Origin of the sequence: Corynebacterium sp. 045007 (genome assembly GCF_040743205.1) — a bacterium.
GTDB classification, from domain to species: Bacteria; Actinomycetota; Actinomycetes; order Mycobacteriales; family Mycobacteriaceae; genus Corynebacterium; species Corynebacterium jeikeium_D.
Genome location: NZ_JBFLKW010000023.1, coordinates 1 through 13554, shown reverse-complemented (window position 1 = coordinate 13554; position 13554 = coordinate 1). Strand labels below are relative to the sequence as shown.

Here is a 13554-nt window from a genome sequence, read left to right as displayed (position 1 = left end):
GAGAGCCAGGGTGGCCAGGGCGGTGACAGTGGCCAGGGTGGCTAGGGTGGCCAGCGTGGCGACGGTGGCCAGGGCGGCGATGGAGTCGGTAGCGGCCGAGCAGGAAGCGGACTAATTTAGGGTAGCCTGTTGTGTGGTTAGCCTTACCTGTGTAATATAGGCTCGATTGCTGTGTTGGCCGTAGCCGAAAGAGGCCATCAGTCTCTTGGGGCTACGGGTACTTTACAGCGTTTCAAAGAGTTCCTTACGCGTTAGGTTTTCACATGTTTCGAAACAATTCGCTGACCCGTCGAGCGGCGCTGAAGACCGCCGCTGTCTTGGCAGCATCCACTCTTGTTCTGTCTGGTTGCTCCCGAGGCGACGACGCGGCGGCGTCAAAAAATGAGGGCACCGGGGACGAGCGCATCGCCGCAGTTGGCCTGGGAGACAGCGATACCTTGCTCGCTCTAGGCATCCAACCAGTCCTCGTAGCGCCCTGGGGTGCTGAGGGAGATGTTGATGCATCTGGCGTCGGCCCATGGGCTACCGAAAAGCTCGGCGACAACAAGCCTGAAGTGGTTTACGGTACTGCCAACGGATTCACTGCTGAAATCCTGGAGAAGATCTCCGCCGCTGATCCGGACAAGATCATTGCGGTGAACTCTGCCGTAGACGCGCAGGCGAAGAAGGCGCTTAATGACATCGCCCCAACCACCGTTAAGCCAGACGGTGCCACGGACTGGCAGATCCCCTGGCGGGATCAGGTCAACCAGATCGCCGGCGCTGTAGACAAGCAAGAAGAAGGCGACAAACTCGTCGAAGAAACGCAGAAGGCCTTCGATGATTTCCAACAGCAGCACCCTGAGCTCAAAGGCAAGCGTGCGGCTATCGTCATGCCTTATCAGGGAAAGATCGGCCTGTACACCTCCGGTGACGGTCGCGGGCAGTTTATCAAGAGTCTGGGCTTCGAGATCCCGAAGGAGCTCGAAGGTAACGGGGGCGAGTTCTACCGCGACATCGCACCTGAGAACTACAGCGACCTCAACAACGTCGATTACCTCTTCATCCTTGATTACCAGGGTGCCGCCGATACCTTGAAGAAGGATCCAACATTCAGCAAGCTGGACGTTGTTCGCGAAGGCAAGGTCCGCTGGATGGACGAAAACGTGGGCAATGCAATGAGTATGCCGAACCCATTGACCATCCCCTGGGCAGTCGACAAGTTCTCTGACGCAATTTAATTGAAAGTGTCCGTTTCAAGAACTCGACATTCTTTGGTGTTTTCCCGGCGTTTGCTTACTTCGGCCGCACTCGTTGGCTTGGCTTTGCTGCTGCTTGCCTCCCTGTACTTGGGTTCCAAAGATCTTTCCATTGGCGAAGTGACCAGCATCCTCATGCATGGTCCGCACCCATCTACGCAATCCGGCATCATTTGGGACTTGCGCGTTCCGCGCACCCTCTTGGCTGTGATCACAGGCGCAGCCCTGGCTATGGCGGGTGCCATTGCTCAGAGCTGGACCCGCAACCCCCTGGCAGATCCCGGCATTATCGGCGTGAACGCTGGAGCAAGTTTCGCAGTCGCTGCGGCACTGACCTTGGGCTGGGCAACGACGGTCGGGGAGCGGACACTTGTAGGGCTCGTCGGGGCGGCCGTCGCTGCCTTAATCGTGCTGTTGATTTCCCGCGTATCGCGTAACCCGCTAACTCTGGTACTCGTGGGCGTGGGAGTTACCTTCGCCCTGCAAGCGGCCACGAATATGCTGAGCCTCTATTCTTCCGACACCCTGGAAGGGCTCCGCCGCTGGACCGTTGGCTCTACAGCTGGGCGGGGTATGGAAGACGTGGCCTTAGCTGCTTTAGGTCTAGCACTAGGTGCTCTATGTGGTGCGCTTGCAGCACGCCCGCTGGATCTACTTGCGATGGGAGAGGACTCCGCCCGTTCCCTTGGCAGCTCGCCCACGAGAACCCGCTTGTTGGCTGCCGCAGCGGTGATCATCCTCGCCGGCTCGGCGACAGCCACTGTGGGGCTTGTGACATTCGTGGGCTTCGCCGTGCCACACCTACTACGCCCGTTTACCGGCCCGTCCCTGACTCGCCTCTTGCTGCCGACCGGCATTGTTGGTGGCGCGGCTGTGTTGCTAGCCGATATTGTGGGCCGCTTCGTCCTGCAGCCTAACGAGCTGGAAATGTCCATTGTCTTAGCTATTGTCGGTGCCCCAGTGATGATTCTGGCGGTGCGACGTAAGAAGAGTTCACCGACCTCGAATGACTCGGAGCTGACGATATGAGCGATATGACGTCTATCCGTAGTATTAAGCGTTCACGAAGCAGACGCGTCCTGGCGGCTTCGGCAGGGTTCGCCCTCATAGCGGCTCTTTGTTACTGCTTAATCCTGGGGCAAGGAGCGGTGAAGCTCAGCCCGATGGAAGTCATCGAGGTTCTCACCGGTGGGGGCACACAGCAAGCAATCAACGTGGTGTGGGATCTCCGCCTGCCTGTAGCAATCGCTACCGTTCTGGTCGGCGCGGCTCTAGGGCTGGCAGGTGCGTGGACTCAGACCATGGCCCGCAATCCGCTGGCCAGCCCGGACATTCTCGGTGTATCCGGCGGCGCGGCGGTTTTGGTTGTGGCGGGCACCGTAGTTACCCGCCCTGCATGGAGTGAGGGGGTGCCGACGTTCTGGTGGCGTGCTGCACTCGCTTTGCTTGGCGCACTAGTGATCGTTGGTTTGCTCGTTCTACTCGGTGGCTTCGGGACGTCGCAGCGCGTAGTGGTCATCGGCCTGGCACTGTCTTTCCTCACGCAGTCTTTAGTGCAGTATCTCCTGCTCCGGGCTGACTTAACTCGTGCCACGGATGCCCAAACTTGGCTCGCTGGGTCTACCGGCTTTGTGCGTATGGAAGCTTTGTTTCCTATGGTGTTGGGCCTGTTGCCCTTCGTAGTTTTAGGCCTTTGTGTTACGCGCGATGTCCCTCTTCTTTCTCATGATGACGCCACCGCGTCCACACTTGGGGTAAATGTCACGAGGGTGCGCGCTATTTTGCTCATTGCCGCAACGGGCATTGTCGCGGTGGTGGTTTCCTTTGTCGGCCCAATTGGATTCGTGGCACTATTGGCTCCTCAGCTGGCCAAGCTGGTGGCCGGAACGCCCACGCCCCATCCGTTGTGCTCTACTTTTGCAGGCGCTGCTCTATTAGCTGCGTGCGCCGTCGTGGCGGGCGCACTGCCATTTACATCCCCTGTGGGTTTGGTTACCGCCATCATCGGTGGCCCCGCGTTGGTGTTGCTTGTGTGGTTGGCGGCCCGTCGCGGAACTCTGAAAGGAATGGTTCAATGAACGTTCAAGTTGATCACGTCACCGTGGGCTACAACGACGGCCCAAGCATTGTTAAGGACGTGTCTTTCACTGCAGAGCCCGGGAAGGTCACCACGCTCTTAGGCCCCAATGGTTGTGGCAAGTCGACGTTGCTCAAGACGCTTTCTCGGCTGCTTGCTCCCGCCGAAGGACGGGTTCTTGTAGAGAAAAAGGACGTGCATAGTTTGCGGTCGCGCGAAGCCGCCCAACTAATTGCGCTTTTGCCACAACACCCGCTGTGTCCGGCGGGATTGACCGTTGGAGAACTTGTGGAGCGCGGACGGCACCCTTATCGTCGATCGCTCTGGGGTGGGGGAGCGACGGCGTCAGAAGATAAAGAAAAAGTGCGCGAGGCGCTGAAGAAGACGAAGGTTGACCATCTTGTTGCCCGCGACGTGGCGGAGCTTTCTGGCGGCCAGCGGCAGCGGGTCTGGATGGCGATGGTGTTGGCGCAGGATACGCCAATTGTGCTGTTGGACGAACCGACTACCTACCTAGATCCGGCACATGCGATAGAGATTCTAAGTATCGTGCGGGAGCTCGCTCAAGAGGGCAAGACGGTGATTACCGTACTTCATGATCTTGGCCTGGCGGGAGCTTTTAGCGACGAGATGATCGTCATGAAGGAAGGGGAAAAGATCGCCGAGGGTTCTCCAAAGGAGGCTCTGACGGTGGATGTGTTGCGCGAGGCATATGGCCTGAATGCCGAGGTGTGGGAAGATCCCCGCGGTATGGCTCCGATTATTGTGCCGCGAGGGATTGTGGCTAATTAAGGCCGTGCCCTGCCTAGGAACCAATAGGGGCACCACTGCACGGATTCGCTATTGAGGCCCCAGGTGTGAATTGCGTGGCGCCGTACTTCCTTGCAGAGCTGTCCTTCACCCGCGACCCAGACGTACTTCGACTGTGTTGCGGGGTGTTCGGCACGGTCCAGTTGCTGTAGGTGGGACATCACTGCCGTGCTGAAGTCCGTTGTAGCGCTAAACAGCACTTCTAGGCTGCCCAGCTTGCTCTCCCAGTCGGCGACGAGGGATGGCTCGAGGTCACCATGGTTCTCGGCGACCACTACGAGGTGTATGTCGCGCAACTGTTCCGGGGCAAACGCATCCGCGTAATCCAAAATGGCGCGAACGGAAGGTACGGCAGATGGGTCTGCGATAAGTGTTTGTGAACTTTGCGCGCGGTGCCAGAGGCCCTGGCATGTCCAGATGCCTACCTGGTCGCCAACACGAGTTGCAAGAGCCCAGGCGAGCCCTGGTCCGACGTGCTCATCCTTTGGATTTTTGACGCCATGTGTCGCCACGTCGAAAGTTATCTGTCCGCACTCGGGATCGAGTGAGCGTACGGTGTACCAACGTAAATTTGGGCGTTGGGTCTCCGGCATGGCTGTAACGCTTGCGCGGATATTGGCGCCACCTCCGTGGAGGGGTAAATGGAGATTCTCGCCGGGCTTAGCCGGCATAAAGAGGCCAAAGAATTCGTCCGGGCCGGAAAGCTGAAAGCCGACTAGCTCGGGGGAGCGGATGACAATCCTCTGCAGGTTTTCTGCCGGGGCGCTGACGTCATAAACAGTGGCGCGGATGATTCGATGGTGCGGTTCAGAAGGGGCGGCCAAGAGTAGGTGGTCAGAAAAGGCCGCGCGGTAGGCGGAAGTGTTCGTCGGAGTGTTCAGGGTAACTGGGTTCGAGGTCATAGTGGGAGTTAACTTACCCTTACCTAAAGCAAAAGTGAAAGGGTGAGGGGCAGAAAAAGCCCCGCGGGGATCCGAGGTGAACTGGTCCCCGAAAGTTGGACTGGTTTAACTCTAGGCGGTTAGGGCTTCAAGGGTCTGATTTCGATATTGCATCGGGGTCAGGCCCTTGAGTCGTTGTTGGACGCGTTCGGTGTTGTACCACTGGATGTATTCGTCGATTACTTGGTTGAACTCTGCGACCGTGTCGAAGACTTCTCCGTGGTACATCTCGGTTTTCACGTGGCCGAAGAAGTTCTCCATGACCGCGTTGTCGTAACAGTTGGCTTTACGCGACATCGACTGAACACCGCCGTTGTCGCCGATCAGGTCACGCCACGAGGCATGCTGGTACTGGAAACCTTGATCGGTGTGCATCATCCACCCGGGTTCAGGTGCCCACGCCGCGATCACCTTGGGCAAAGAATCGGTGGTCAACGCTGTCGACGGCGATGTAGCCACAGTGTGGGCAACGATTGAGCGGTCGAACAAGTCCATCACCGGTGACAGGTAGACCTTGCGGCCTGCAACCCTGAACTCGGTGACGTCGCTGACAAAGACGGTATTTGGCTGATCCGGGGTGAATTTGCGGTCAAGCTTGTTGTCGGCAATGTGGCTGATCGTCCCGGTGTAGGAAACATAAGGTCTACGTTGGCGGATCTTGGCTCGCAGCCCCATCTCGCACATGAGTTTGTAGACGAGTTTGTGGTTGACCACCCACCCCTGGTTACGCAGGTCAAGTAGTACTCGTCGGTAGCCGTAGCGATGCTTGTTACGCTCGAAGCTTTCCCGAATCGCTTGCTTGAGCTCGGCGTGCTTATCTGGCTTACTGAGTCGTTTCTGGTGGTAGAAGAACGTCGACCGTGGCATACCTGCTGCCTCTAGGAGGTACTCCAAGCGGTGGTGCGACTTGAGGATGACAATCGCCTGGACTTTCAGGCGCGTCCCTGATTCCTCAAGTCCCGCAATTTTTTTAGATAGGCATTTTCGGCCCGCAACCGTTCGTTTTCGCCACGCAGCTTGTCTTCCTCCGACAGCGGCTTCGGCGTGACCGATCCTTTGGGCCTGCCCTTCGGCTTCGGTTTCAACGCGTCATCGCCGTCTTTGCGCCATTTCCACGACCACCCGCGGACCAGCTGCTGTGATGACAGGCCAAATTCACGCGCAAGATCCATCGCTGTCTCGCCAGCAAGGTGGCGTTGGACAACTTCCTTCTTGATCTCGAACGAGTACTGCTGCTTAGTCGGTTTCTCCACAAGACATAGCCTGCATGCAGCTTAAACCGACGACAGAGCATACGGGCGGCATACTTGGAGACACCAAGGGCATTGGCAGCGGCTGTATAACCCATGCCTTGCTCAAATAGTTCAACCAACTGCTCGCGCTGATATTCACTTAGCGAACTTCGTGCTCTCAATGACAACTACTCCCCACTAGTCGGTAACTGATTTCTCAGTCCAACTAATGGGGAGCAGTTCATTAGGTGCCGAGGCTTTTCTGCTGGAAAAGGCGAGCCTGGTTTGGGGTGACCAAACGGCTAGCAATGTGACCCGTGACATGCGACGTTTGGGCATAAGTGCAGGTTAAATTTTGCCGTTATTCTGTTTCCAATTTCCTGGCTGAAGTGGGTCGAATTTCTATATTGTGACCGTTTTTCATCACCGGTACGGTTTTCGTGTGAGCACGGCAGTGGCCGCAAAGGAGAAGGCGAGAAGCCCTTTACCTTCAGCTCTGGGCATCGCGCCACACCATTTATCTACACTTCATTTTTCTAAAGGATCATCATGGATAACCTGTGCAATATCTGCGAACTGATTTCCTCCTTGCCAGCACCGGCTCCGCTGCCGGTACCTGAGTTCAACGTGAACTTCCCGGAGGGCCCACTGGTTCAGGTCGACTCACTGTTCCCGAACTTCCACTCTCTGACTGAGGGCGGCAACCTGGGTCTGCAGAACGTCGGTGGCGATCAGGACAACGCTCTGCAGAACGTTGGCGGCAACCAGGGTCTCCAGAACGCTGGCGGCGATCAGCTGAACGGCGGAGACCAGATTGGCGGCGACAAGCTGGACAAGGGCGACAAGGTCGGCGGCGACCAGGTTAACGACAAGGGCCAGATTGGTGAGCGTCAGTCCGGTTTCCAGACCGGTGGCCAGGACCAGAGCCTGCAAAACGTCGGTGGCGACCAGGGTCTGCAGAACGGTGGCCAGGAGCAGGGTCTCCAGACTGGCGGTAAGAACCAGAACGGCCTTCAGACTGGCGGCCAGGAGCAGGGCCTGCAGACCGGTGGTAAGAACCAGGGTGGCCTCCAGACTGGCGGCCAGGAGCAGGGTGCCCAGACCGGCGGCAACAACCAGGGTGGCCTGCTGGCCGAGGACGGTGCGGGTGACAACCTGCCAGTCGACCTGGACCTCACCGGTGCAAAGGCTATCTAAGGCCGTTTAAGCTGACTTAGGCACTGCACTACAATGACACTGCGCAGCTATTAGCTCTCGCGGCTATTAATACGTAACAGCGCACGAGCGCCTTCTCACTCCTTGCGGAGTGGGGAGGCGCTTTTTTGTGTTTATAGCTGGCGACGTTGGGTCGATCCGAGTTACTGACTGCGTTTATGTCAAAAATGGCCCGAAAAATGTCCTGAAAGCGTCATAAACTCGCACAGTTTCACATTTGCAGTCCCCTATTCAGTCGCGTTTTACATAACGTGATCTGTTGGAATGCCGTGAATCAGACCCATTTTTGTCTATTAACCGCGGATGGAGAGGTTGGGGCGGAGAGGCGATTATTTATGCAGCCGCAATTAGCACACAATTATGTGGCTTATTAAATGATGTCCGGGGATTCTTTTGTAAATAGTCTTGAGACATCATTTTTGCTCTTAGAGATTTATTGGCTTGCATTTTCATTAGGTGGAGGTGGGGTGTCATTTGTGCCGTAACTCACAATTATGAAAATCGTGACATGGGAGACATTCTAACCCAAATTAATGGGCGGGGATTCATTGAAAAAACTTCATATGCGCAGGTTAATCGTGATTTTATGGGTTGAATGGCTAGGTGTCGTGGCGAAAGGTGGAACTTCGGCATGTGTGTGGTGTCCAAATGTCCACCCCAGAAAAAATATGCAAACAACAATTATTGGCATTGAAATAAAAGGAAATAGGGGTGCCAATTAAATGGTCTAACAAACATAAAATGTATTTGTTATATTCGGGGACGGCCAACGCTATAAATGAGAATTAGAAGGCGATGTCAACTGGGCTACCTGTGATGGGGGCTGGAGACGCTTATGCGTGGTCATTGATTGTTCATTGAAGGCTGGAAAGGTAGCGAAAGGTGTATAACGCACTGAAATCGAAGGAAGGGGGAGGGCTCATGTTCGGTCGTTTTACAAACGAGAAGCGCTGGTTGGCGCTTTTTAGCTTCGTGGCTGTGCTCGCTCTTTTCTTCGCTAAATCTCCAATAATTGCGCATGCGCAGGAGGCAGAAGACACTGGCGAAACCCTGACGATCCAGAAGATTTTGAGTGTTCCTGGAACCGTTAAGGGTGTTGAAGCCAATGGAAATGTCCGTGATTTTGAGCCACTCATTGCGGCATTTGACGAGGCGGCAACTCCATTTGGTAGCCACAAAATGGGTTACTGCATTGAGGCCAGCGTCGCCGGTGATCTTTATGACACCGGTCGTGTGCAGAACTTCAGTCAGTTCTCGCGCAGTACAGATACCAATAACAAGCTGCGGAACGACTTTGACCGATACCGGAAGCTCAACTGGATTGCGCACCACGGTTCTCCAGCTGTTGGTTTGGATGAACTGGGGAAGGCAGCTGGAGTTAAAGGACGTCTGAATGTGCTGGACGCCAATAACGCAACTCAATTCGCTCTGTGGCACTTCTCCGATGACATTGACTTCTCCAAGGGCATTCACAACCCATCGACGAAGGCTGTCTACGACTACCTCACTGGTCCGGCTAACGTCGGTCAGGACACCGTCGACGGTACGAACCGCACTGGCTACATTTTCAACAATGGTAAGAAACAAGACATCATTGTGATTGACAATGTCACTCCGTCTTCCGGTGAAGTTCCGGCAGAGCCGACGAAGCCATCTGAGCCGACGAAGCCGTCTGAGCCAGAAAAGCCGACTACTCCGACCACGCCTGCGGAGACCACGACCCCGTCCGAGTCGACCAAACCGTCCGAGCCGGAGAAGCCGACCACGCTTAAGCCGTCGATTTCCACTCAGGCTCGACTGAACGGCAACAAGATTGTCGCGGGTGCTGTGGTTAAGGACATCGTGAAGTTCACTGACCTGGTTCCGGGTAAGAACTACCGCCTAGACGCCACCCTGGTGGACAAGGCCAATGCTGATCGCATCCTGGGTACCGGCAGCGTCGAATTCACTCCGGAGACCTCTTCGGGTGAGCAGGCCGTCATGATTACCGTCTCCGATGATGTAGATGAGCCGGTATCCGCTGCTGTTGCATTTGAAAAGCTGACCTCGACAGAGGTCACCGCCGATGGCCAGGACAACACCGATGGTCAGCGGGTAGAAATCGCTACCCACGAGGACATCAACGACGCAGCTCAGACCGTTCACGGCGAAAAGCCGGAGCAGCCGTCGACCTCCGAAGAGACCCCGACGAGCGAAGAGACGACCGAGGAGACGACCGAAGAAACAACGGAGCCGTCGTCCAGCGAGACCGCTACTTCTGAGACCAGTGAGTCTGAGACTCCGACGACGTCGGAAAGCGAAGAGCAGCCGAGCTCTTCGACGACTACTCCTAACACCTCCGAGTCCACGAAGCCGGCCGCTCCGACGGAACCGACCGAGCCGACTGACAGCACTGAGTCGCAGACCACGGAGCCGAGCGAGCCGACTGAGACTACCGAACCGTCTAAGCCGAGCGAGCCCGCTGATACGCCGCTGGAGCCGGAGCTGCGCACGGTAGCCGAGCTTCAGGGCAACCGCATTGAGGCTAATGCCAAGGTCGTCGACACCGTGCATTTCGAGGGTCTGGTCCCTGGTAAGAACTACACCCTCTCCGGTGAACTGGTTAACAAGGCTGATGACTCCGTGATTGGTCATGGCGAGGCGACGTTCAAGCCGACGTCGGCAAGCGGTACTGTGACTGTCACTCTTGAGGTGTCTGACTCTGTTAAGACTCCTGTTGCCGAGGCTGTCGTGTTCGAGCACCTGACCTCTGATGAGGTTGACTCGACTGGTAAGGAAAGCGATGGTCAGGTCAATGAGATCGCTGACCACGCAGATATCAACGACGCTAGCCAGACCGTGACCGGCGAGGTTCCGGAGAAGCCGGAAGACACCCCGACCGAGGAAAGCGAAACTCCGTCCGAGGAGACGACCGCACCGGAGACCAGCTCGACTGAGCCGACCACATCCACGGTTCCGGCAACGCCGAGCGACGATGAGCCGTCCGAGCAGCCGGAGACGACGCAGCCGGAAGAGCCGTCTGAGACGACAACTCCGTCTACGTCCGAGTCCGAGAAGCCGGAAAAGCCGAGCAAGCCGACTAAGCCCGCTCAGCCGGAGAAGCCGAGCAAGCCGGCCAAGCCTGCCCAGCCAGAGAAGCCGAGCAAGCCGACTAAGCCCGCTCAGCCGGAAAAGCCGTCCAAGCCGACTAAGCCCGCTCAGCCGGAAAAGCCGTCCAAGCCGACCAAGCCTGCCCAGCCGGAAAAGCCGTCCAAGCCGACGAAGCCTGCCCAGCCGGAAAAGCCGAGCAAGCCGAACCACCCGAGCACCCCAGCGCAGTCTGAGGACAACCCAGCCATCACGACTACTGCCGGCATTGCCGGGAAGGGTCTGGTTGAGAAGGGTGCTGTCGTTATCGACACCGTGCACTTCACTGGCCTGAAGCCGGGCACGAAGTACACGCTGACCGGTGAGCTGATGTGCAAGGAGACAGGCAAGTCCACTGGCGCTAGGAGCCGCCTGCACTTTGTGCCGACGGCATCCGCCGGCACGGTTGATGTTCCAATCATCATCACTGACGGCGACTGCGCTTCTCAGGTTGCCTTCGAGACTCTGACCGATGCCAATGGCAAGGAAGTTGCTGTTCACAAGGACATCAACTCTGCGGCGCAGACTGTCACGAACGGCAAGACCCCGGAGAACACGCCATCTGAGCAGCCGAAGGATGAGGGCGAGCAGAACACGCCTAACGACGATTCCTCTGCACCTACCAGCGACTCTGCCACCCCGACCACTGTGATTAATCAGCACTCGGAGCAGAACAACACCAACGTCACCATCATCGGTGGCACTGGCCAGGATAAGCAGAAGAACCACGGAAAGCCGTTGGCTCCGAACTCGGAACGACGTGCAATTAGTTCGGTTCCGTCTGGCCCGACCGGTTTGGCTACTCACGCTCTGCCGACGGTAGCCACCAACTAAGGAGATTCCATGACTGATCAGTTTGGCTCGGACGAGACCGGCAAGGAACCTGGCAACACACCAGGATTCGAACCGGAAACCGAAACCGGCGCACTCGACCACGTTGATCCGTTTGACCAGGACGAAGACCAGGCCGACGGCCAAGTCGAAGACCTGCAGGACGTGCCTTGGTGGAAGCAGCCACGGGTGTACATCGCCGCTATCGCATTAATCGGCGTTATCGCTCTGCTGGTGATTGCCCAGATCAATCGCAATGATTCGACGCTCGATGGCGCGCAGGAGAATCTTCCTACTCCAGCACAGGGTTCTCGGGGAGCTGTGCACGAGATGGAGATGCTCATTGATGGTAAGTCGGCTCCGATTGATTTCGTTCAGCTGACTGATCAGGGGTCTCTGATTCCACCGACCGATGTTTCGCGCCTGGGCTGGTACTCAGCTTCAGCGATTCCCGGTGAGAAAGGTGCTGCTGGTTCGTCCGTCATTACCGGTCACGTCAATGAGGTGGATCAGGGTGATGGTTACGCTGCACGTTTCGCTGACCTGAAGGCTGGTGACACTGTCACGGTGAAGGTGGATGGCGAAAGTCGAGACTTCACCGTCAGCAAGGATCCGATCCAGGTGGTCAAGGGCGCTCAGATGCCTGAGGTCGTCAACGATGCAGTTGGTGAGAACCGCTTGGTCCTCATTACCTGCGGAGGCGAGTTCGTCGGCGGCACGTTGGGTTACGCCGACAACATCATCGTCGAGGCCACTCCAGTGCGCTGATCTGGTGCGCTAGGGCGCTGGGGCGCTGGGGCGCAGCCTCGATTCATTGACCAATTTCATTGGCTGCGGCTGTTGAACGCTGTCGAACAACGGTGGCGCCGGCAGTCGCAGAAAAACACAGAACAAATCTGCAGAAAACCTGCAGAAACACTGAAGATAAGGAAGTTCCTATGAGCATGTTGAAGAAAATCGGTGTCTGGGGTGTGGGCGCACTCGTGCTTGCCGCTCCGGTTGCTACTGCCGCACAGGCGGTAGCTGCACCTGCAAACTCTGCTGACACTGCAGTTGTCGCTCCGGGCAAGGGTGGGTTCCTCCACTCGGGCAAGCTGGCCGTCAACCGCTACGTCTTCGAGCTTGAGCACCGCGATGGCAAGGACTACGTCAACATCACCTTCACCGGCGATCACAGCGCTGACGTGCAGATCATGCCGGATGGCATGACCCCTGAGGGCAAGAAGAAGGTCGAGCAGATTGGTGACGTCCTCAAGCTCAACGGCTACAACGATGTTCACTACTGGGCGGTTCTCTAAACGTCCCTACTGACGCGGCAGGGCGCCCCGTGTCGCTTACTGCCTCTGTGCTTTTACGGGTCCTAGCACAGGGTGGTGCGCCGCGGGGCGTCCTTGCCCCAAAGGTTTTTGCTTTCGCTTGACGACGTTGTCGTGACTGTAAAACCTGGAAGGTTGATGAGTCCTCATTTTCCCGGCGTGCGCTGGGGTGATAGCGGTTGTACATAGGAGCCATCACTATGAAGCAATTGTCTACCCCCATTTTTGGGTGTGTTTGATTGTGTGGGAAATTGAGAGGGTTTCGGCCTCGATTGGGAAAAACCGCTGTGACCTCGATAAAAAGATATTAATCTCTTGCAATTCTTACGTTTGTGTAGGTTTTTCGGGTGCTTGGTTTGGCGGTATGTAACCGTCGGGTATCGGTTGGAAGTGAAACGAGTTAAGTTATTTGTAAGCGGTTCACTGAGCGCTATTAACCGAGCGAGCAATGGGCTTGAGCTGCAATGTTTCGACGAGCAAACATTAAAGTTCATAACGCTTAGGCTTAAAAGGTTAGACAGACTGGTCTTTCCCTTAAGGAAAGTCTCAGTTTTGGCAAGTCGGGGAACGATGGTGTCGCCGTCTGGAGTGAATCGCGAGACGTATTGAAGCGTGTCGCTTCATTTTGGACTTCTGTAAAGGACCTGTTTTCGTGAATAAGTTCTCTCGTACCGCCCGGTAGGGTCAGGCGGTCATTGCATCATGGATAACACCAGAGATTACCTCCCGGGGAGTTAACCCGTCGAGCACTACCCGTGGCCGGTTATT

Annotated in this window: 9 protein-coding genes and 1 pseudogene; 8 read left to right on the top strand and 2 right to left on the bottom strand. The window is 56.5% G+C overall.

Annotation, left to right across the window (positions count from 1 at the left end):
* The first annotated feature begins 263 nt into the window (after nucleotides 1-263).
* The 4 genes from AB1Z34_RS10155 to AB1Z34_RS10140 are packed head-to-tail and all read left to right on the top strand — an operon-like array spanning nucleotide 264 to nucleotide 4107.
* Nucleotides 264-1220: an iron-siderophore ABC transporter substrate-binding protein gene (locus tag AB1Z34_RS10155; protein WP_016421885.1), complete on the top strand. Its 957-nt coding sequence runs from the start codon at nucleotides 264-266 to the stop codon at nucleotides 1218-1220.
* Between the two features lie 51 nt (nucleotides 1221-1271).
* Nucleotides 1272-2267, top strand: a complete 996-nt coding sequence (locus AB1Z34_RS10150; RefSeq protein WP_222865141.1) for an iron ABC transporter permease — start codon at nucleotides 1272-1274, stop codon at nucleotides 2265-2267.
* A 5-nt stretch (nucleotides 2268-2272) separates the two neighbouring features.
* Complete coding sequence (locus AB1Z34_RS10145; protein ID WP_042389055.1) at nucleotides 2273-3316, top strand: iron chelate uptake ABC transporter family permease subunit; 1044 nt, start codon at nucleotides 2273-2275, stop codon at nucleotides 3314-3316.
* Nucleotides 3313-4107 (top strand): ABC transporter ATP-binding protein, encoded by a 795-nt coding sequence (locus AB1Z34_RS10140; protein ID WP_016421888.1) that lies wholly within the window; start codon nucleotides 3313-3315, stop codon nucleotides 4105-4107. Before AB1Z34_RS10145 ends, AB1Z34_RS10140 begins: the two co-directional genes overlap by 4 nt.
* Here AB1Z34_RS10140 and AB1Z34_RS10135 read toward each other — a convergent pair.
* Entirely contained in the window at nucleotides 4104-5027 is a 924-nt protein-coding gene (locus tag AB1Z34_RS10135) for a siderophore-interacting protein (protein ID WP_016421889.1), read from the bottom strand. The two genes, AB1Z34_RS10140 and AB1Z34_RS10135, sit on opposite strands and share 4 nt — an antisense overlap.
* A gap of 111 nt (nucleotides 5028-5138) precedes the next feature.
* A pseudogene (locus tag AB1Z34_RS10130) lies at nucleotides 5139-6328 on the bottom strand (IS3 family transposase); the annotation flags it as partial.
* 519 nt (nucleotides 6329-6847) lie between these two features.
* Here AB1Z34_RS10130 and AB1Z34_RS10125 point away from each other — a divergent pair.
* From AB1Z34_RS10125 to AB1Z34_RS10110, 4 genes are all read left to right on the top strand, one after another.
* Nucleotides 6848-7495, top strand: coding sequence for a hypothetical protein (locus AB1Z34_RS10125; RefSeq protein WP_049171148.1), 648 nt, complete (start codon nucleotides 6848-6850; stop codon nucleotides 7493-7495).
* A 939-nt stretch (nucleotides 7496-8434) separates the two neighbouring features.
* The gene (locus tag AB1Z34_RS10120; protein ID WP_367158305.1) at nucleotides 8435-11473 is read left to right on the top strand and encodes a VaFE repeat-containing surface-anchored protein; all 3039 of its coding nucleotides are present in this window, start codon (nucleotides 8435-8437) and stop codon (nucleotides 11471-11473) included.
* Nucleotides 11474-11482: 9 nt separating this feature from the next.
* Nucleotides 11483-12238: a class F sortase gene (locus AB1Z34_RS10115; protein WP_049190898.1), complete on the top strand. Its 756-nt coding sequence runs from the start codon at nucleotides 11483-11485 to the stop codon at nucleotides 12236-12238.
* Between the two features lie 170 nt (nucleotides 12239-12408).
* Complete coding sequence (locus tag AB1Z34_RS10110; RefSeq protein ID WP_049190896.1) at nucleotides 12409-12768, top strand: hypothetical protein; 360 nt, start codon at nucleotides 12409-12411, stop codon at nucleotides 12766-12768.
* Nucleotides 12769-13554: the final 786 nt, after the last annotated feature.

Coding starts and splice junctions, on each gene's coding strand:
- AB1Z34_RS10155 (WP_016421885.1), top strand. CDS start 264: ATGTTTCGAAACAATTCGCTGACCCGTCGAGCGGCGCTGAAGACCGCC.
- AB1Z34_RS10145 (WP_042389055.1), top strand. CDS start 2,273: ATGACGTCTATCCGTAGTATTAAGCGTTCACGAAGCAGACGCGTCCTG.
- AB1Z34_RS10140 (WP_016421888.1), top strand. CDS start 3,313: ATGAACGTTCAAGTTGATCACGTCACCGTGGGCTACAACGACGGCCCA.
- AB1Z34_RS10135 (WP_016421889.1), bottom strand. CDS start 5,027: ATGACCTCGAACCCAGTTACCCTGAACACTCCGACGAACACTTCCGCC.
- AB1Z34_RS10125 (WP_049171148.1), top strand. CDS start 6,848: ATGGATAACCTGTGCAATATCTGCGAACTGATTTCCTCCTTGCCAGCA.
- AB1Z34_RS10120 (WP_367158305.1), top strand. CDS start 8,435: ATGTTCGGTCGTTTTACAAACGAGAAGCGCTGGTTGGCGCTTTTTAGC.
- AB1Z34_RS10115 (WP_049190898.1), top strand. CDS start 11,483: ATGACTGATCAGTTTGGCTCGGACGAGACCGGCAAGGAACCTGGCAAC.
- AB1Z34_RS10110 (WP_049190896.1), top strand. CDS start 12,409: ATGAGCATGTTGAAGAAAATCGGTGTCTGGGGTGTGGGCGCACTCGTG.